Genomic DNA, 17,347 nt, shown 5'->3' with positions numbered 1-17,347 from the left:
TGACATGCGCAAGACCCTGTTCGCGCCGGGTGCTCTCGCCCTGGCGGTCGTCGCCCTCGCGGCCTGCAGCAGCACGCCCTCGAACGCCGCCGCGACGGGGACCGCGGGCTCCACGCAGTCCACGCAGTCCACGCAGCCCTCGCAGTCGTCGTGGCCCAAGCAGCTCACGCTCGCCCTGATCCCCAACGAGCAGGTCAACGACCTGGTCACCTCGGCGAAGCCGCTGACCGACTACCTGTCCCAGCAGCTCGGCGTCACGGTCACCGGCGTGGTGACGAAGGACTACCAGGCCGCCGTCGAGGCCGTCTGCGCCGGGCAGGCGCAGATCGCCATCGCCGACGCCGGCTCCCTCGCCGCGGCGCAGGACCAGTGCGGTGCCTACCCGGTGCTGCAGGACGTCCGCTTCGGCGCCTCGTCGTACGCGTCGGAGTTCTTCACGAACATCGCGCACGCGAGCAAGTACTGCACCGACGCCCCGGTCAAGGCGACGTACGCGGCCAACGGCGCCAGCTACCTGTACTGCAACGGCGTCGCCGACGGCGCCAAGAACACGGGTGTCGGCCCGGTCGCCGTGGACGCGCTGAAGAAGATCACGCCCGGAACCAAGGTGGCGTTCGGCAACACCACCTCCCCGGCCGGCTACCAGCTGCCGGTGCTCGCGCTGGAGTCCCAGGGCATCAAGGTGGACGACCTGACCCAGGTCCCCGTCACCGGCAACGACAACCTCGTCATGGCCGTCTACAAGGGCGACGCCGAGGTCGGCTTCGCCTACTGGGACGCCCGCTCGGCGGTCAAGGCGTCGGAGGCCCCGGACCTCGGCGACAAGGTCGTGGTGTTCGGCCTGTCGCAGATGTACCCCAACGGCGGCGTGGTGCTCGGCAGGGACCTGCCCGCCGACCTGCGGGCGAAGATCACCACGCTCATGGCCGGGTACGACAAGGTCGACCCGACGACGCTGAAGAACATCTTCAGCCAGACGGCCTGGGTGCCGGCCGACCCCGCCGCGATCGACGTGGCGCGCCAGGTCAACAAGCGCTTCTCGGGCCAGTGACCGAGCGGCTCGCCACGGCCCCGGGGGCGGCGCAGGCCGCCTCCGGGCCGTGGCCCCTGCGCCTGAGCGACGTCACTGTGCGCTACCCCAACGGCACCGTCGCGCTGCGCAACGTGTCGCTGTCCGTGGCGCCGGGCGAGATGGTCTCGGTCGTCGGCCTGTCCGGGTCGGGCAAGTCGACGCTCATCCGCACGCTCAACGGCCTGGTCCCCGTCACGTCCGGCCACGTCGAGGTGGGGCCGTACGCGGTCGACGAGCTGCGAGGCCGGCGGCTGCGGCAGCTGCGCGGCAGCGTCGGCATGATCTTCCAGGGCTTCAACCTCGCCGACCGCACGAGCGTCTACAACAACGTCCTCGTCGGCCGGTTCTCGCACACGCCGACCTGGCGCACCCTGCTGGGCCTCGTCGGGCACGACGACCGCGACGTCGTCATGGCCGCGCTCGACTCGGTGGGCATGCTCGAGAAGGTGTGGGGCCGCGCCGGCGCCCTGTCCGGAGGTCAGAAGCAGCGCGTGGCCATCGCGCGGGCCCTGAGCCAGGAGCCCCGGGTCATGCTGGCCGACGAGCCCGTGGCGAGCCTCGACCCGCCGACGGCCCACGCCGTCATGTCCGACCTGCGCCGCATCAACTCCGAGCGGGGCCTGACCGTGCTGGTCAACCTGCACCTCATGGACCTGGCGCGGCAGTACACCACGCGCATGATCGGCCTGCGGGGCGGCGAGCTCGTCTACGACGGCCCGGCCGCGCCCGCGGACGACGCCGTGTTCGAGGAGATCTACGGCCGGCCGATCCAGGCCCGCGACACCCTCGAGCGCTCGTCATGACCTCGCTGCCCGTGCCGCGCCGCCCGCGGTCGTGGCCGCGGGTCGCCGCCGTCGTCGCGGTGATCGCGGCGATCACGGCCGTCACCGTGACGCCCGCGCTCGGCGGCATCCGGGTCGACCTCGGCGCGATCGCCCGCAACTGGCACTACGGCGCGCACCACCTCGCGCAGATGGCGCAGCTGGACTTCTCGATCCTGCCGCGCACGGCCAAGCCGCTGCTCGAGACCCTCGAGATGGCGGTGGTCGGCGCCGCGGTGGCCGCGGCGCTGGCGCTGCCGCTGTCCCTGTGGGCCGCGCGCCCGACGAACCCGGGGCCGTCCCGCCGCGCCGTCCGGGCCGTGCTCAACGTGGTGCGCTCGGTCCCCGACCTCGTCTACGCGACGCTGCTGGTCGCGATGGTCGGCGTCGGCGCGCTGCCGGGCGTCCTCACGCTCGTCCTGTTCGACCTCGGCGTCGTGGTCAAGCTCGTGTCGGAGGCGATCGACTCGGCCGACTCGTCGTACATGGAGGCGGGGCACGCCGCCGGCGGGACGCAGACCCAGATCAACCGGCTGACCGCCGCACCGCAGGCCTGGCCCGCCTACGGCAGCCAGGTGCTCTACTCGCTCGAGCTCAACGTGCGCATCTCCGCGGTGCTCGGGCTGGTCGGCGCGGGCGGCATCGGGCGCCTCATCGACGAGGTCCGCGGCTTCTACCGGTACGGCGCGCTCGCCGTGATCATCCTGGAGATCCTCGTCGTCGTCATCGCCATCGAGGTGGCCTCCAACGTGCTGCGCAAGAGGCTGCGATGACCGCCACCCTGCCCGCGACCACGCGGGTCGTCGCCGCCCCCGCGCGCCCCTCGCGCCTGCCCGTGCGGGCGGCGCAGCTCGTCGCCGGCGCCGTGGTGCTCGCCGCGCTGGTGCACCTGCGCATCGGCTGGTCGGACCTCGCCGCGCTGCCGGGCGCGCTGGGCCACTACCTGGTGCTCATGTTCGCGCACCCCAACTGGGCCAAGCTGCCGTACGCGCTGCAGCAGACGTGGGTGTCGGTCCAGATGGCGTGGGTCGGCGCGCTGCTCGGCGTCGTGGTCTCGACCATCCTCGGCATCCCGGCCGCTCAGGGCGTCAGCCCGCTGTGGGTGCGGCTGCCGCTGCGCGGGCTCTTCGCGGTGCTGCGCGCGGTTCCCGAGGTCATCATCGCGATCGTCATCCTCACGGTCACCGGCCTCACGCCGTTCACCGGGGCGCTCGCGCTGACCATCGGCGGCATCGGCACGCACGGCAAGTGGACGTACGAGACCATCGAGGCGGTGCCCACCGGCACCGCCGAGGCGGTCCGGGCCGCGGGCGGCTCGCTGCTCGAGGTGGCCCGCTGGGGGCTGTGGCCGGCCGCCGCCCCGGAGCTCATGTCGCTCGCGCTCTACCGGTTCGAGATCAACGTCCGGACGTCGGCGATCCTCGGGCTCATCGGCGTGGGCGGCGTCGGTGACCTGCTCACGGGGTACACCCAGTACCGTCAGTGGGACGCCGTGGGCGTGCTCGTCATCGTGGTGGTCGTGGTGACGATGCTCATCGACGCGGCCTCCGGGGCCATCCGGCGGCGCATCATGGGAGGGGCTCGCACGCGTGTCGTGGACCGGACCGTCTGACGCGCCCCCGTCGGTGCGCATCGCCGCGCTCGCCCCGTCGCTGCAGCCGAGCGAGCGCCGCGTCGCGGACACGATCGCGGCCGACCTCGCCGGGTCGGTGGAGTGCACCGCGCAGCAGCTGGCGGACCTCGTCGGCGTCGGCCGGGCCTCGGTGGTGCGCACGGCACGGACGCTGGGCTACGAGGGCTACCCGCAGCTGCGCGTGGCCGTGGCCCGCGAGCTGGCGTTCACCCCGGCGCCGGCCGACGAGGACGGGGACGGCACCGCGGTCGGCGCGCTCCGCGCCGGCATCGACGCGTTCGCGCGCAGCCTGCCGCGCGTCACCGCCGCCCTGACGGAGGAGGCCGTGACGGGCTTCGTCACGGCGCTCGACGAGGCCGACCGCGTGGTCATCGCCGCGAGCGGGCTGTCCACGCCGCTCGGCCTGGACGTCGCGATGCGCCTGGGCTCGGCGGGCCGGCCCTGCGAGTTCCTGCCGGACACGCTCGCGCAGCAGATCGCGGCGCGCCAGCTGTCGGCCGGCTCGGTGTGCCTGGCCCTGTCCGGCTCGGGAACGAGCCGGCCCACGCTCGCGGCCGCGACGGCGGCTCGCGGCGCCGGCGCGCGCGTGCTCGCCGTCACGTCGTTCGCCCATGCCCCGCTCGTCGCGCTCGCGGACGTCGCGCTGGTGGTGCCGCCCGTCACCGGGACGTTCCGCGACGAGCTGCTGCACACCTCGCGCGCGGCGCTCGGGCTGGTCCTCGAGCACCTGGTCGAGCTGCTCGTCGACCGTCGCGGCGGGCGGTCGGCGGACGCGCGCGACGCGGTGCTCAGCGCGCTCGGCGAGAGCCTGGGGGAGTAGCCCCGGCCTACCCTGGGGGCGTGACCGCCGCCGCGACCGACGCCCCGCCGCTGTCCGCGCTCACCACGCTGCGGCTCGGCGGCCCGGCCGCCCGGTACGTCGAGACCACCACCGAGGCCGAGCTCGTCGACGCCGTGCGCACGGCCGACGAGGCCGGCGAACCGCTCCTGGTGGTGGGCGGCGGCTCCAACCTCGTCGTGGCCGACGAGGGGTTCGCGGGGCTCGTCGTGCGCGACACCCGCAGCGGCATCGCCGTGCCGGACCACTCGGCGTGCGCGGGCGTGACCTACCAGGTGCCCGCCGGCACGCCGTGGGACGCCGTCGTCGAGGAGGCGACCAGCCATCGGCTGTACGGCCTCGAGGCGCTGTCCGGCATCCCCGGGAGCACCGGCGCGACGCCGGTGCAGAACGTCGGCGCCTACGGCCAGGAGGTGGCCCAGACCATCGCGTCGGTGCGCGTCTGGGACCGCGCGCGTGCCCGCGTGCGCACGCTGGCGCTCGACGACCTGCGCTTCGGCTACCGGACGTCGCTGCTCAAGCGCTCGATGCGGGCGTCCGACGACGACCCGCGCGCGCCGTGGGGGCCGACGCCGCGCTACGTGGTGCTCGACGTGGCCTTCCAGCTGCGGCAGGGCACGCTCTCGGCCGTCGTCACCTACCCCGAGCTCGCCCGGACCCTGGGGATCGCCGTCGGGGAGCGCGCCCCGCTGCTCGAGGTGCGGGCCGCCGTGCTGGAGCTCCGGTCGCGCAAGGGCATGCTGCTTGACGCGGCGGACCACGACACCTGGAGCGCCGGCTCGTTCTTCACCAACCCGGTGCTCCCGGCGTCGGCTGGGCTGCCCGACGAGGCCCCGCGGTACCCGGCCGGCGACGACCTGGTCAAGACGAGCGCCGCGTGGCTCATCGAGCACGCGGGGTTCGCCCGCGGCTTCGGCGCTCCCGGGCCGGCCACCGTGTCGACGAAGCACACGCTCGCGCTGACGAACCGGGGCGACGCGTCAACGGACGACCTGCTCGCGCTGGCCCGCACGATCCGCGACGGCGTGGCCGACCGGTTCGGCATCCGGCTCGAGCCCGAGCCCGTGCTGGTGGGCGTCACGCTCTGACGTCCCGACCTGCGCGCGCTGGCGCGCGGTGGTGTGATGCACGGGTCGGTCCGGGCCGCGGAGGTGTGCGATGGTCGTGACGATCCCGCTGGCCGGCGTCGAGCGGGCCCACGCGTCGTGACGGCCCGACCCGCCGGCCCGGCCCACTGGTTCCTCGCCCCGGGCGACCGCGGCAACCCGGACACCACGCTCGACTCCCGGCACCCCGACGGCTCCTCGTGGACCGAGGGCAACCAGGTGACGCCGCTCGTGCACGGTGCGACGTACTTCACGGCGCTGCTCGCGGCGGTCCGCGCGCTGGGGCCCGGTGACCTGCTGCTGTTCACCGACTGGCGCGGCGACCCCGACGAGCGCCTCGACGGCCCCGGCACCGAGGTGGGCCGGGTGTTCGCCGCCGCCGCGGACCGGGGCGTCGACGTGCGCGGGCTCGTGTGGCGCTCGCACTGGGACCGGTTCCGGTTCAGCGCCGCCGAGAACCGGCACCTCGGCGAGGAGATCGACGAGGCCGGCGGGCAGTGCCTGCTCGACATGCGGGTGCGCCCGCTCGGCTCGCACCACCAGAAGCTCGTCGTGCTGCGCCACCGCGACCGGCCGCAGGACGACGTCGCCTACGTCGGCGGCATCGACCTGTGCCACAGCCGCCGGGACGACGAGGCGCACCTCGGCGACCCGCAGCCGGTCCGCATGGCGGCGGTCTACGGCCCGCGCCCGCCGTGGCACGACGTCCAGCTCGAGATCCGCGGCCCCGCGGTCGGCGACGCCGAGGCCGTCTTCCGCGAGCGCTGGGACGACACCACGCCGCTCACGCTGAACCCGCTGCGCCGGCTGGACGACCCGCCGCAGGTGCGGCGCACGCCGGTGCGGCCGCTGCCGCCGCAGCACCCCGACCCCGCGCCGCGGGGCACCGCCGCGGTCCAGCTGCTGCGCACGTACCCGCCGCGCGTCCCGAGGTACCCGTTCGCCCGCGGCGGGGAGCGCTCCGTGGCCCGCGGGTACATCGCCGCGCTGCGCCGGGCGCGCCGGCTCGTCTACCTCGAAGACCAGTACCTGTGGTCGCGCGACGTCGCGGCCGCCTTCGCGGCGGCGCTGCGGCGGGCGCCCGACCTGCGGCTGGTCGTCGTGGTGCCGCTGCACTGCGACCAGGACGGCCGCGACGCCGTGGTCCCCACGGAGCTGGGCCGGTGGCACGCGATGCAGCTGCTGCGACGCGCGGGTGGGGACCGCGTCGCGGTCTACGGCGTGGAGAACGAGGCCGGGACGCCGATCTACGTGCACGCGAAGGTGTGCGTGGTCGACGACGCCTGGGCCTGCGTCGGGTCGGACAACGCGAACCGCCGGTCGTGGACCCACGACAGCGAGCTGTCGGCCGCGTTCGTCGAGCGCACCACGTCCGGCACGGCCCACGCGCTGCGGCTGCGCCTGGCGGCCGAGCACCTCGCGGCGCCTGAGGTCCCCGACGACCCGCTCTCGTGGTTCGCCGCATTCCGCGAGGCCGCCGCCGCGCTGGACGCCTGGTACGACGGCGGTCGACGCGGACCACGACCGCCCGGGCGGCTGCGCACCTACCGGTCGCCGCGGCTGCCCTGGCACACCCGGCTGTGGGCGGAGCCGTTGTACCGGTGGGTGTACGACCCCGACGGCAGGCGCCTGGGCGACCAGGTCGCCCGCCGCTTCTAGGGCGGTCGCGGCGCGCCGGGTCGGGTCGGACAATCGCGACAAGGAGGACCCATGACCGCCTCGACGTTCCCCCGCATCCGGCAGGTGGTGCTGGACACCACCGATGCCCGCCTCCTGGCGGAGTTCTACCGACGGCTGTTCGGCCTGGCCTACCGCCCACGCGAGGTCGATAGCTCCCGCCGGCGTCGATAGGCGCGGCCATCGACGTCGCGTGGCGGTATCGACCTCGGCGCGCGGTCTGGCCCGCATCCCCACCCCCGCGCGAGGTCGATAGCTCCCGCCGGCGTCGACAGTTACAGCCATCGACATGGCGTGGAGGTATCGACGTCGGCGAGCGGGCGGGCGGGTTGGCGGCGGAGCGGTCGGGCAACGAGCGTCAGGCGGGCGTCGCCAGCCAGGTGTCGACTCCCGCGAGGAGCGTCGCCTTGGTGGACGACGAGGCCCGGCTGGCGCGGATCGAGCCGCGTGCCAGGTCGGCGATCGCCTCGTCGGGCAGCCCGTGGACGAAGCGGGCCTGCTTGTACTGGTCGACGAGCCGGGCACGGAACAGCAGGGGGTCGTCGGCGCCCAGCGCCACGGTGGCGCCGGCGTCGACGAGGGTGCGCAGCGGCACGTCGTCGGCCGACCAGTAGACGCCCAGCGAGACGTTCGACGAGGGGCACACCTCGAACGCCACGCCCGCGTCGACGGCCCGTCGCAGCAGGTCCGGGTCCTCGGCGGTGCGGATGCCGTGGCCCAGCCGGTCCGGCGCCAGGGTGTCGAGCACCTCGGCCACGTGCGCCGGCCCCAGCAGCTCGCCGCCGTGCGGCACCGACGCCAGCCCGGCGCGCCGCGCGATGGCGAAGGCGGGCGCGAACGCCGCGGTGTCGCCGCGCCGCTCGTCGTTCGACAGCCCGAAGCCCACCACCTCGCCCGGGCCGTCGCCGGCGTAGCGCGCCGCCAGGCGCGCCAGGGTCCGGGCGTCGAGCGGGTGGCGCAGGCGGGAGGCCGCGACGATGACGCCGACCTCGAGCCCGTGCCGGGTGGAGGCGGCCCGCGCCTCGTCGAGCACGATCTCCAGCGCCGGGGTGATGCCGCCGACCCACGGCGCGTAGCTCGTCGGGTCCACCTGGATCTCCAGGCGTCCCGATCCCTCGGCGGCGTCGTCGGCCGCGGCCTCGTCGACCACGCGCCGCAGGTCGCCCTCCCCGCGCACGCAGGCCCGCGCCGCGTCGTAGAGCCGCTGGAACCGGAACCAGCCGCGCTCGTCGCCGGGCACCTGCAGCGGGTGGGCGTCGAGGAGCACCTGCGGCAGGGCGAGGCGCCGGGCGGCGGCCATCTCGGCGAGCGTCGTCACCCGCATCGAGCCGGTGAAGTGCAGGTGCAGGTGGGCCTTGGGCAGCCGGGCGAGGTCACGCGGCGGCTGCATGGCGGCCAGTATGCGCGACGAACACCCTCGCCCGGGACCGGGCTCGTGCCCTCCCGACGAGCGGTGCACCTCTCGCGCCGGGTCCGCCGCCTGACGACGGGGACCGGGCGCGTCGGGCCCGCAGCGCGCGGGTGCTACAGGCCTGCCAGGATGCCGCGCTGGATCGCGACCGTCACCGCATGCGTGCGGTCGTCGACGCCGAGCTTGCCGAACACCCGGAGCAGGTGCGTCTTGACGGTCGCCTCGGTGATGTACAGCTCGCGTCCGATGGCCGCGTTGGAGAGGCCGCGCGCCACGCCCGAGAGCACCTCGAGCTCCCGCGCCGTCAGCCGGTCGGCGTCGCTGCGGAGCTGCTGCACCAGCCGGCGCGCCACGGAGGGCGACAGCGCCGACTCGCCGCGTGCCGCGGCGCGCACGCCCGCGACGAGCTGGTCACGGGGCGTGTCCTTGAGCAGGTACCCCGTGGCGCCGGCCTCCACGGCCCGCAGGATGTCGGTGTCCGTCTCGTACGTCGTGAGGATCAGCACGTGGACGTCCGGCAGGTCCTCGGTGATCTGCGCCGTGGCGGCCGCGCCGTCGAGGACGGGCATCCGCAGGTCCATGAGGACGAGGTCCGGGGTCAGGCTGCGCGCCATCGACACGGCGGCGGCGCCGTCGGCCGCCTCGCCGACCACCTCGACGTCCGGCTCGACGGCGAGCATGCCGGCCAGCCCCGACCGCACCACCGGGTGGTCGTCGGCGATGAGCACGCGGATCGTCACGGTGCCACCCTCTCGGTTCGTGCCGGCTGCGGGCACACCGCCGCCGCGTCGTCGGGACCCGTCGGCGTCGCGCCCCCTGCGCGCGGCGCCGCCCCGTCGCCCGCGGCCGCGCCCACCGGCACCGTGAGGCGCAGGGTGGTGCCGACGCCCGGCGTGCTGTCCACCGTGAAGCTGCCCCCGGCCCCCCGGGCACGCTCCCGCATGCCACGCAGCCCCTGCCCCTCCGGGGCGCCCGCCGCGATGCCGTGGCCGTCGTCGGCGACGGCGAGCGTCACCTCGTCGTCCGCCCGCGTCACCCCGAGCGAGACGTGCGCCGCGCCGGCGTGGCGGCGCACGTTGGCCAGCGACTCCTGCGCGGCCCGCAGCAGCGCGACCTGCGCCTCGCGCGAGAGCCCGGCCGCGGCCTCCGTCGTGCCCGGCACCAGCGCCACGGCCACCCCCGTCTGGCTCGTGAACCGCTCCGCCAGCCGGCCGAGCGCCTCGGCGAGCGTCGCGTCGGCCAGGTCCGCCGGCCCGAACGCCGCCACGAGCGCTCGCGCCTCGGCGAGGTTCTGCCGGGCGACCTGCTCGATCTGCGCCACCCGGGACAGCGCGGCCTCGTCGTGCCCCCGCTCGAGCTCCGCCGTCGTGGTCTGGGCGAGCATGACGACCGACGTGAACCCCTGCGCCAGCGTGTCGTGGATCTCCTGGGCCATGCGCTCCCGCTCCGCCGTGACGCCCGCCGCGTGGTGCGTCGCGGCGAGCTCGTCCTGCGCGGCCTGCAGCTGGGCCACCAGCTGGCGCTGGACCTCGGTCTGCTCAGCCATCTGCGTCACCCACAGTCCCAGCGCGATGGAGAAGACGAGTGCGATCGCCATGGACCCGGCGAGCCCGACGAGGCTCGCGTGCTGGGCCGCGGCGACCAGCCCCAGCCGCAGGCCCACCCCGACGGTGAGCGCCACGGTCCACAGCACGCCGTGCAGCCGGCGATCGGTGAAGAACCAGATCTGCGAGTAGGCGACGAACAGCAGCACCGCCCCCAGGCTGTCCCACCCGACCTGCACCGTGGTGAGCGCCACGAGGAGGGCGAGGTAGACGTGCGCCATGCCGGGCCGGCCGCTGGCCAGCGCGCGCCGCCCGACCACCGTGTAGGCGACGGTGATGAGCGCGACGCACGTCAGCGACCCCACCCGGGCGCGGGAGCCGCCGGCCGTGACGAGCGTGGCCACGGCCACCAGCACCATCGCGACGTAGAAGAACCGGTCCCACAGGCGCACCGACCGGGCCCAGAACTCCGCCCGTTCCGACCGGTTGCCCCGCGGCCGCGTCGTCATGGCGCCGACCCTGCCACGTCCCGCCCTCGCCGTCAGCCGGCGTCTCGACGCAGCCAACGGAAGGTGCGGGCACCGAGCACCAGCCCGACCACGAGGTAGGCGGCGAGGATCGCGGCGGTCGCGCCGTGCTGCCACGAGCCGCTCGGCTCGACGAACCGCACGGCCGCGTCCGGCAGGAACACCGAGCGCATGCCCTGCGCCATCCACTTCAGCGGGAAGAGCGAGGCGACGTCCTGCATCCAGTGCGGCAGCTGGTCGAACTGGAAGAAGACGCCGGAGATGAACTGCAGCACGAGCACGATCGGCGTCACCACGGCGCTGGCCGACTTGCCGGACCGCGGCACCGACGAGAACGCGACGCCGCACACCGAGCCGGCGGCCGTGCCCAGCACCAGCACCCAGGCGAAGGTCCACCAGCGGCCGGCGTCCGTGGGCATCGGCACGTGGAACATGAGCGCCGCCACCACGAGCAGGAGGCCGGTCTGCACGAGCGAGGTGACGAGCACCTGCCCGACCTTGCCGAGGAAGTACGACGAGGCCGGCAGCGGCGTGCCGCGCAGCCGCTTGAGCACGCCCTCGTCACGCTCCACCGCGATGAAGATCGCCAGGGACTGGAAGCTCGACAGCATGACGCCGGTGGCGATCATGCCGGGCAGGAAGTACTGCGGGAACGTCACGTCGACGCCCGTGCCGCTGAAGGGGTCCTGCTTGCCGAACACCGTGGCGAAGATCGCGAGCATGAGGATCGGGTACAGGAAGATGAAGAACACCGCGTCGCGCTCGCGGGAGAACACCCGCAGCTCGTGAGCGGTGCGCGCCAGGCCCAGCCGGAGCGGGGACGGCAGCGCCCGGACGGGTCCGGTGGCGGGCAGGGTCGCGGCGGTCATCGCAGGGCCTCCTCGAGATCGGCGGTCGACGAGCGGCCGGCCGTGCCGACCAGCTCCAGGTAGACGTCCTCCAGGCTGGGCCGCAGCACCTGCAGCCCGGGGACCTCGGCGTGGCCCAGCGCTGCGAACCGCGCGGCGAGGTCGCCGACGATGCGGGTGGGGGTGTCGGTGGACACCTCGCGCGGCTCGCCGTCCTCCAGCCAGCGCACGCGCGACCGGTGGGCGGCCGCGCCGCCGAGCGACGCCGGGCTGCCCTCCGCCACGACGTGACCGCCGGTCACGACGACGACGCGGTCGGCCAGGTGCTCGGCCTCGTCGAGGTAGTGGGTGGTGAGCAGGATCGTGGTGCCGTCGGCCCGCAGGCCGGCGATGAGCTCCCAGAACGCGTGCCGCGCCTCGGGGTCGAACCCCGTGGTGGGCTCGTCGAGGAACAGCAGCTCCGGGCGCCCGACGACGCCGAGGGCGACGTCCAGCCGGCGGCGCTGGCCGCCGGAGAGGTGCCGGGCACGCGACTTCCGCTTCTCCTGCAGGCCGACGGCGGCGATGACCTCGTCGGGGTCGCGGGGCGCCGGGTAGAACAGCGCGTAGTGCGCGACGAGCTCCTCGACGGTCGACTCGGAGCCGACCGCGACGTCCTGGAGCACCATGCCGACGCGGGCGCGCCAGGCGCGGCCGGCGGCCTGCGGGTCCTCGCCGAGGACGGTGACGCGGCCGGAGTCGCGGTGCCGGTAGCCCTCCAGGACCTCCACGGTGGTGGTCTTGCCCGCGCCGTTGGGGCCGAGGACGGCGACGATCTCGCCTTCGTCGACGTGCAGGTCAAGCCCGTCGACGGCGAGCTTGTCGCCGTAGCGCTTGTGCAGCCCGGTCACGTCGACCGCGCGTGGGGTTCGGTTCATGGCAGCGAGCCTGCCGGGGACGCGGCCCCCGTCGCGACGGTCGAGCGGAGGTCACCGGCGTCAACCGATCGGTGGACGGATGGTCAATCTCGGCTCCCGACCTGCCGATACGCTCGTCGGGGGTGTGTGCCCCCGACGATGCTGGACCGACGTGGGGGCAAGGTCATGAGCAACGGATCGTGGACGTGGTCGCCGAAGCCCGAGCCGGGTGACGACCCGCTCGCCGTGCCGGGGCAGGCGCCGACACCGCCCCCCGCCTCGCACAGCGACGGCCCTGCGGGGTACGCCGGCGGAGCCGGGTACGGCGGCGGGGCGGGCTACCCCGACGGAACCGGGTATCCCGGCGGGGCCGGGTACGGCGCGACGTCGCGGTTCGGCACGCCCGCGGACCCGGGCCCCGGCGCGGGCTGGTCGGGTGCACCTCAGTCGCGGTTCGGCACCCCGCTCGGCGGCGGCGCGGCGCCCTACGGGACGCCGCCGTCCGGCGGTCCGTCGACGTTCGGGACCCCGGCCGGCGCCGGCGCGCCGTTCGGGACCCCGCCCGCGGCGCCCTTCGGGACCGCACCCGTGGGAGCCGGGTACCCGCTGTCCGCGTCCGCCGGGCCGTCCGGCTCCGTGACATGGCCGCTCGAGCCGCTGCCGCGGCGCCGGCGGCGCGGCCTGTGGATCGGCGTCGGCCTGGGCGTCGTGGCGCTCGCCGGCGGCCTGGCCGCCGGGTGGTTCTTCGTCGGCGCCAAGCTCATCGCCCCCGCGAGCCCGACGGCGGCGGTGAACCGGTTCCTCGACGGCGTCCAGCACAAGGACGGCCTGGCCCTGCTCGGCTCGCTGTCGCCGGCCGAGGTGCAGCCGTTCCGCCAGATGGTCGCCGACGTGAAGCACGACACGGCGGCCACGCCGGACCCGGCGGCGTCGAAGGCCATCCTCACGGCATTCGACTCGCTGACCGTCAAGGTCGACAACCTGCAGACCACCGAGGAGAGGCTCGACGACGGCCTCAGCAAGGTCTCGATCACCGGTGGCACGCTGACGATCGACGGTGACCCGCAGCAGATCGCGGACGCCGTGGTGGCCGCGATCGGCACCAGCAACCCGGTGCTCGGCAGCGACCCGGCGGGGGTGCGTCAGCAGGTGGTCGACGCGCTGACCGGCAAGCTGCCGTACACGGTCGACATCGCCCACGACTGGGCGGCGAACGGCGCGGCGCCCTACCTCGTGACGGTGCACGAGGGCCGCGGCTGGTACGTCAGCCCGCTCATGACCCTGGGGGAGTACCTCACGGCCTCGGAGGGCGTGCAGCGCGGCGCGATGCCGCGGGCGCAGGACGTCGCCCACCCGGCCGACCCGACGGCCGCCGCCGTGCAGCTGGCCGCCGCGATCCCCGCGCTGGTCAAGGGCGACTCCGGGCCGCTGGTCTCGGTGCTGCCGCTGGCGGAGCGGCGCTTCGTGGCCGTGTACCTGCAGCCCGCCCTCGACGCTGGTGCTGCGAGCTCCGGCGCCCCCGAGCTCACCCTCACCGGCTCCGACTTCGACGTGGCCGACCAGAACGGCGAGCGGGCGTCGGTGGTCCCGACGAACCTCGCCTACTCGATCGTCATGAACGGCGTCGCCGGCACGTTCTCGTACGACGGCAACTGCGTCAAGACGGCGGCCGCCGACGGTTCGGGTGGTGGCGTCTGCCTCAGCGACATCCCGCTGATGGGCGAGCTCGGCCTCGGACATCCCGCGCTGACTGTGGTCCACGAGGACGGCGGCTGGTACGTCTCGCTCGTCGGCACGTTCGCCGACTGGACGCGGACGCTGAGCGACAACACCGCGCGCCTGAAGGCCGAGGGGAAGCTCGACGACCCGGCGTGGCTGCAGCAGCAGCTGCCGAGCGGCATGTCGCCGCTCGCCCCGGCGGGTCTGTAGGAGGCCCTCAGGGCGTCGTGCTGTCGGCCGTCCGCCGGCCGGAGACCCACGTCGCGACGTCGTCGGCCGCGTGCCCGTTCATCGACGCCCGGAGGTGCCCACCCGGGTAGCGCACCACGGTGCAGTCGGGGATGAGCGCCGCGGTCTCCTCGACGATCGTCGGCGGGAAGAAGCGGTCCTTCGTCCCGCTGAGGACGAGCACGGGGGCCTGGATGCGGCCGAGCACGTCGCGGGCGTCGAAGGCCGCCTCGGCCTCGCCCTCGACCACCAGGTCGCCGTCGGGGACTGCGGAGTCGGCGAACATGCGGCCGACCAGGGGGCCGAGCCGGCGGCGCGCCGGCGCCCACGCGCGCCCGGGCAGCGGGTACTCGAGCATGATCGCGCCGGCGTCCGCGTACCGGTGCTCGGCCCGTGCCCTCGCCCAGCGGAGGTCGACGTCCTTGCCCCAGGGGGTGATCGTCGCGGCGGACGCCGTGAGGACGAGACGGCCCACCAGGTCCGGATGGTCGGCCGCGAGGTACAGGGCGACGAGCCCGCCGTACGACCTGCCCAGCACCACGTCCGCCCGGCCGCCGAGCTTCGCCCGGATGAAGGCGGCGTGGTCGTCGGCCATGTCGGCGATGCTGTGGCCGGCCGGCATGTCGCGGCGACGGTCGACGTTCCAGACCGTGTAGCCGGCGGCCGCGAACGGCGCGAGCTGCCGCGCCGTGAACCGCGCCCCGGAGCCGGACGTGGTGTCGGAGCCGGGTCCGCCCGGCAGGTGGAGCAGGGTCGTCGGCCCCGTCCCGAGCACGGTGTACCCCATGCCGTCGAACACCCCGCGGGACATCGCGACGGAGGCGTCGCGACGGCCGCGGACCAGTCGGCGAGCCGCCACGGCGGCTCCGAGCGCACCGAGCGCGACGAGCGCGAGCAGGGCGGTGCGACGTGACGAGACGGCCATCGGGATGCCCCTTCCTCCCCGAGCGTCGGCGCGTCCAGTCTCCTCGCGACGTCTCCGGTAAGGACAGGCTCCCTGCCGCGCCGAGCGACCGGTCGCTGCAGGGCCCTCGGCCGACGAGCGTCCGGTCCAGGGGCTGCAGCCATGGGGCGCTCCCGGCCCGTGGGCCACGGCGCGGCCTCGGCGTCGATGGCGCGTCGGTCGACTGCTTGTGCGGCTCGCCGTGCGGCGGCCGGCTTTCGTGCCGTTCTGCGCCGGGCTTCGCGGGTGAGGTTCCGGGACTCCGCTCGTTCGTCGGCGGACGACGAATTGCCCCTTTGACCTGGACAGATGGGGGTGAGTGGGCGTATCATCGAACACATGTTCGCACGCCTGGATGCCGTCGGAGAGCGCACCGTCGCGTCGTCCGACGAGCCGGGCGTGGAGGTTGTCGGGGGCAGCGCTTCGCGGTCCGGCGACCTGGGCGCGGGGGTCCGCGGGCTCAGCGCTTCGCTGTCCGACGCCCCGCGTACCGGGGTAGGCGGGGACGGTGTGCTGCTGTCCGGCGACCCTGGCGCGAACGTCGACGACGAGAGCGTTGTGCGGTCCGCCGAGCCTTCGGTGGACGAGTGGTCGTGGCTGTTCGATCCGCTGGGCGATGCCTGGTGGGACCCGGCCGACACCGGTGCGGAGCCGGATGTCGAGGTCGACCCGGAGCTGGAGCGGTTGCTGGGCGCGGCGCCCGGTCGCGGGCGTGAGCCGCAGGCCGGGGTGCCGCTGTCCGCGGCGACGGGCGCCGAAGGCGACCCGCGTGCTGAGGTTCCGTCGTCCACGGCGCGCGATGGAGCGGTCGACTCCCAGGTCGGGGCGTCGTCCGCGGCGCAGGTCGCTGGTGTGCCGGTGTGGTTGTCGGCGTCGTGTCTGGCGGCGATGACCCCCGGGTCCGGACTGGCGGGTGTGTTGGAGCGGGTGGACTTGTCCTCGGCGGATGACGAGCTGTTGGTGGAGACGGTGGCGGCAGCCGCCCGGCAGGCCGCGTTCGATCACCTGCTGGGTGCGTTGGCCGCGGGGGAGTTGTCGCGGCGGGCGTCGATGAACCCGTTGTGGCGCCAGCCGGTGCCGTCGCGCACGTGTGTGGCTGGGGATGAGCTGGCGATGCGGTTGGGCTGGTCACGTCTGGCCGCCAACCGGCTGGTCCGCGACGGGCGGGCGTTGGCGGGTGTGCTGCTGCCGGTGGCCGACGCGGTCCGCGAGGGCCTGCTGGATCTTGCCAAGCTGCGGGTGCTGACCGACAGGCTGCACGACCGCCCCGACCAGCTGTCCTGGCCGGTGCTGGAGCAGGTGCTGCCGCAGGCGCCGCGACGCGCACCCCGACGCAGCTGGCCGCCGACATCGACCGGGCCCTGCTGGCCGCCGACCCGGTGGATGCCGCGATACGCCTGCCAAGGCGTTGGCGGCCCGGCACGTGTGCCATCCGCGTCGGCTGCCGGATGGGATGGCGGGCCTGTGGGCCGTGCTCCCGGCCACGGATGCGGCCCGGATCGACGGCAGCCTGGAGGCCACCGCCCGCGCGGCCCGCGCCGCTGGGGATCGGCGCACCCTGGACCAGCTGCGCGCCGACACCCTGACCGACCTAGCCACCGGCACCGCCCTGCTCGCCGGCACCACGGCCACCGGCACCGCCCTGCTCGCCGGCACCACGGCCACCGGCACCGCGATGCTCGCCGGTGCCACGGCCACCGGCACCGCCCTGCTCGCCGGTGCCACCCTGACCAGCGGCGCACTCGGCGAGACGTTGCGCCGCGGTGCGGCAGGCACCAGCCCCGTCGCCCGTCACGGTGAAGCGCACAGCGATCGGCCGGCAGAGGGCATTACCTGCGATGCAGGGACGGACCCCGAGACGGTGGCAGCCGGTGTGGTCATCACGGATGGCGATGCGGTTGCGGCGAGCAGAAGCGTCCCTTCGGGCGCCACGCTCGTCCCACGATCGGAGGGCGCCGACCGGGAGCCGGATCTGGCGCTGGAGGCTCATTGGTCGGTGGGCCGCGTCCGCCGGGGCGGGCTGCGCCGGGGATCCGGATCCCCAAGGTCCGCATCGACGTCACCGTCGCCTTGTCCACGTTGAT

16 protein-coding genes are annotated in these 17,347 nt (G+C 74.9%); 10 read left to right on the top strand and 6 right to left on the bottom strand.

The window, feature by feature from the left end; genetic code table 11:
• The first annotated feature begins 4 nt into the window (after positions 1 to 4).
• From BGO37_RS05415 to BGO37_RS05380, 8 genes are all read left to right on the top strand, one after another.
• Entirely contained in the window at positions 5 to 1,051 is a 1,047-nt protein-coding gene (locus BGO37_RS05415) for a phosphate/phosphite/phosphonate ABC transporter substrate-binding protein (RefSeq protein WP_291752916.1), read from the top strand.
• Entirely contained in the window at positions 1,048 to 1,875 is an 828-nt protein-coding gene (gene phnC, locus BGO37_RS05410; RefSeq protein WP_291752914.1) for a phosphonate ABC transporter ATP-binding protein, read from the top strand. The genes BGO37_RS05415 and phnC overlap by 4 nt, the downstream gene beginning before the upstream one ends.
• Positions 1,872 to 2,666: a phosphonate ABC transporter, permease protein PhnE gene (phnE, locus tag BGO37_RS05405; RefSeq protein ID WP_291752912.1), complete on the top strand. Its 795-nt coding sequence runs from the start codon at positions 1,872 to 1,874 to the stop codon at positions 2,664 to 2,666. The genes phnC and phnE (BGO37_RS05405) overlap by 4 nt, the downstream gene beginning before the upstream one ends.
• A complete protein-coding gene (gene phnE / locus BGO37_RS05400) occupies positions 2,663 to 3,505 on the top strand; it encodes a phosphonate ABC transporter, permease protein PhnE (protein WP_291752910.1) in 843 nt (280 codons plus the stop codon). Before phnE (BGO37_RS05405) ends, phnE (BGO37_RS05400) begins: the two co-directional genes overlap by 4 nt.
• Positions 3,506 to 3,518: 13 nt before the next feature.
• Positions 3,519 to 4,346 (top strand): MurR/RpiR family transcriptional regulator, encoded by an 828-nt coding sequence (locus BGO37_RS05395; protein ID WP_291752908.1) that lies wholly within the window; start codon positions 3,519 to 3,521, stop codon positions 4,344 to 4,346.
• A 20-nt stretch (positions 4,347 to 4,366) separates the two neighbouring features.
• On the top strand, positions 4,367 to 5,452 hold the full coding sequence (locus BGO37_RS05390) for a UDP-N-acetylmuramate dehydrogenase (protein WP_291752906.1): 1,086 nt from the start codon (positions 4,367 to 4,369) through the stop codon (positions 5,450 to 5,452).
• Positions 5,453 to 5,569: 117 nt separating this feature from the next.
• The gene (locus BGO37_RS05385) at positions 5,570 to 7,129 is read left to right on the top strand and encodes a phospholipase D-like domain-containing protein (protein WP_291752904.1); all 1,560 of its coding nucleotides are present in this window, start codon (positions 5,570 to 5,572) and stop codon (positions 7,127 to 7,129) included.
• Positions 7,130 to 7,180: 51 nt separating this feature from the next.
• A complete protein-coding gene (locus BGO37_RS05380) occupies positions 7,181 to 7,321 on the top strand; it encodes a hypothetical protein (RefSeq protein WP_291752902.1) in 141 nt (46 codons plus the stop codon).
• 184 nt (positions 7,322 to 7,505) lie between these two features.
• Here the strand turns inward: BGO37_RS05380 and BGO37_RS05375 are convergent, their stop codons facing one another.
• The 5 genes from BGO37_RS05375 to BGO37_RS05355 all read right to left on the bottom strand — a co-directional run bounded on the left by BGO37_RS05375 (position 7,506) and on the right by BGO37_RS05355 (position 12,394).
• Complete coding sequence (locus BGO37_RS05375) at positions 7,506 to 8,537, bottom strand: adenosine deaminase (RefSeq protein ID WP_291752901.1); 1,032 nt, start codon at positions 8,535 to 8,537, stop codon at positions 7,506 to 7,508.
• Between the two features lie 134 nt (positions 8,538 to 8,671).
• Complete coding sequence (locus tag BGO37_RS05370) at positions 8,672 to 9,298, bottom strand: response regulator transcription factor (RefSeq protein ID WP_291752899.1); 627 nt, start codon at positions 9,296 to 9,298, stop codon at positions 8,672 to 8,674.
• A complete protein-coding gene (locus tag BGO37_RS05365) occupies positions 9,295 to 10,611 on the bottom strand; it encodes a sensor histidine kinase (protein ID WP_291752897.1) in 1,317 nt (438 codons plus the stop codon). The genes BGO37_RS05370 and BGO37_RS05365 overlap by 4 nt, the downstream gene beginning before the upstream one ends.
• Positions 10,612 to 10,643: 32 nt before the next feature.
• Positions 10,644 to 11,498, bottom strand: coding sequence for an ABC transporter permease (locus tag BGO37_RS05360; protein ID WP_291752896.1), 855 nt, complete (start codon positions 11,496 to 11,498; stop codon positions 10,644 to 10,646).
• On the bottom strand, positions 11,495 to 12,394 hold the full coding sequence (locus BGO37_RS05355) for an ABC transporter ATP-binding protein (RefSeq protein WP_291752895.1): 900 nt from the start codon (positions 12,392 to 12,394) through the stop codon (positions 11,495 to 11,497). The genes BGO37_RS05360 and BGO37_RS05355 overlap by 4 nt, the downstream gene beginning before the upstream one ends.
• A 165-nt stretch (positions 12,395 to 12,559) precedes the next feature.
• On the opposite strand from BGO37_RS05355, the gene BGO37_RS05350 reads away from it, so the two are divergent.
• A complete protein-coding gene (locus BGO37_RS05350) occupies positions 12,560 to 14,302 on the top strand; it encodes a hypothetical protein (protein WP_291752894.1) in 1,743 nt (580 codons plus the stop codon).
• A 7-nt stretch (positions 14,303 to 14,309) separates the two neighbouring features.
• On the opposite strand, the gene BGO37_RS05345 is transcribed toward BGO37_RS05350, so the two are convergent.
• On the bottom strand, positions 14,310 to 15,245 hold the full coding sequence (locus tag BGO37_RS05345; protein WP_291752892.1) for an alpha/beta fold hydrolase: 936 nt from the start codon (positions 15,243 to 15,245) through the stop codon (positions 14,310 to 14,312).
• 1,489 nt (positions 15,246 to 16,734) lie between these two features.
• On the opposite strand from BGO37_RS05345, the gene BGO37_RS05340 reads away from it, so the two are divergent.
• Entirely contained in the window at positions 16,735 to 17,346 is a 612-nt protein-coding gene (locus BGO37_RS05340) for a hypothetical protein (protein WP_291752890.1), read from the top strand.
• Position 17,347: the final 1 nt, after the last annotated feature.

This window comes from Cellulomonas sp. 73-92, from assembly GCF_001898175.1.
Taxonomy (GTDB): Bacteria; Actinomycetota; Actinomycetes; order Actinomycetales; family Cellulomonadaceae; genus Cellulomonas.
The sequence above is the reverse complement of the archived record's forward strand: the minus strand, read 5'-3'. Positions and strand labels throughout refer to the sequence as shown.

Bases quoted from the DNA above. Each gene is read 5' to 3' on its own strand.
- BGO37_RS05350 (WP_291752894.1), top strand. From the start codon at position 12,560: ATGAGCAACGGATCGTGGACGTGGTCGCCGAAGCCCGAGCCGGGTGAC.
- BGO37_RS05380 (WP_291752902.1), top strand. From the start codon at position 7,181: ATGACCGCCTCGACGTTCCCCCGCATCCGGCAGGTGGTGCTGGACACC.
- phnE (WP_291752912.1), top strand. From the start codon at position 1,872: ATGACCTCGCTGCCCGTGCCGCGCCGCCCGCGGTCGTGGCCGCGGGTC.
- BGO37_RS05355 (WP_291752895.1), bottom strand. From the start codon at position 12,394: ATGAACCGAACCCCACGCGCGGTCGACGTGACCGGGCTGCACAAGCGC.
- BGO37_RS05375 (WP_291752901.1), bottom strand. From the start codon at position 8,537: ATGCAGCCGCCGCGTGACCTCGCCCGGCTGCCCAAGGCCCACCTGCAC.
- BGO37_RS05360 (WP_291752896.1), bottom strand. From the start codon at position 11,498: ATGACCGCCGCGACCCTGCCCGCCACCGGACCCGTCCGGGCGCTGCCG.
- BGO37_RS05345 (WP_291752892.1), bottom strand. From the start codon at position 15,245: ATGGCCGTCTCGTCACGTCGCACCGCCCTGCTCGCGCTCGTCGCGCTC.
- BGO37_RS05415 (WP_291752916.1), top strand. From the start codon at position 5: ATGCGCAAGACCCTGTTCGCGCCGGGTGCTCTCGCCCTGGCGGTCGTC.
- phnE (WP_291752910.1), top strand. From the start codon at position 2,663: ATGACCGCCACCCTGCCCGCGACCACGCGGGTCGTCGCCGCCCCCGCG.
- BGO37_RS05365 (WP_291752897.1), bottom strand. From the start codon at position 10,611: ATGACGACGCGGCCGCGGGGCAACCGGTCGGAACGGGCGGAGTTCTGG.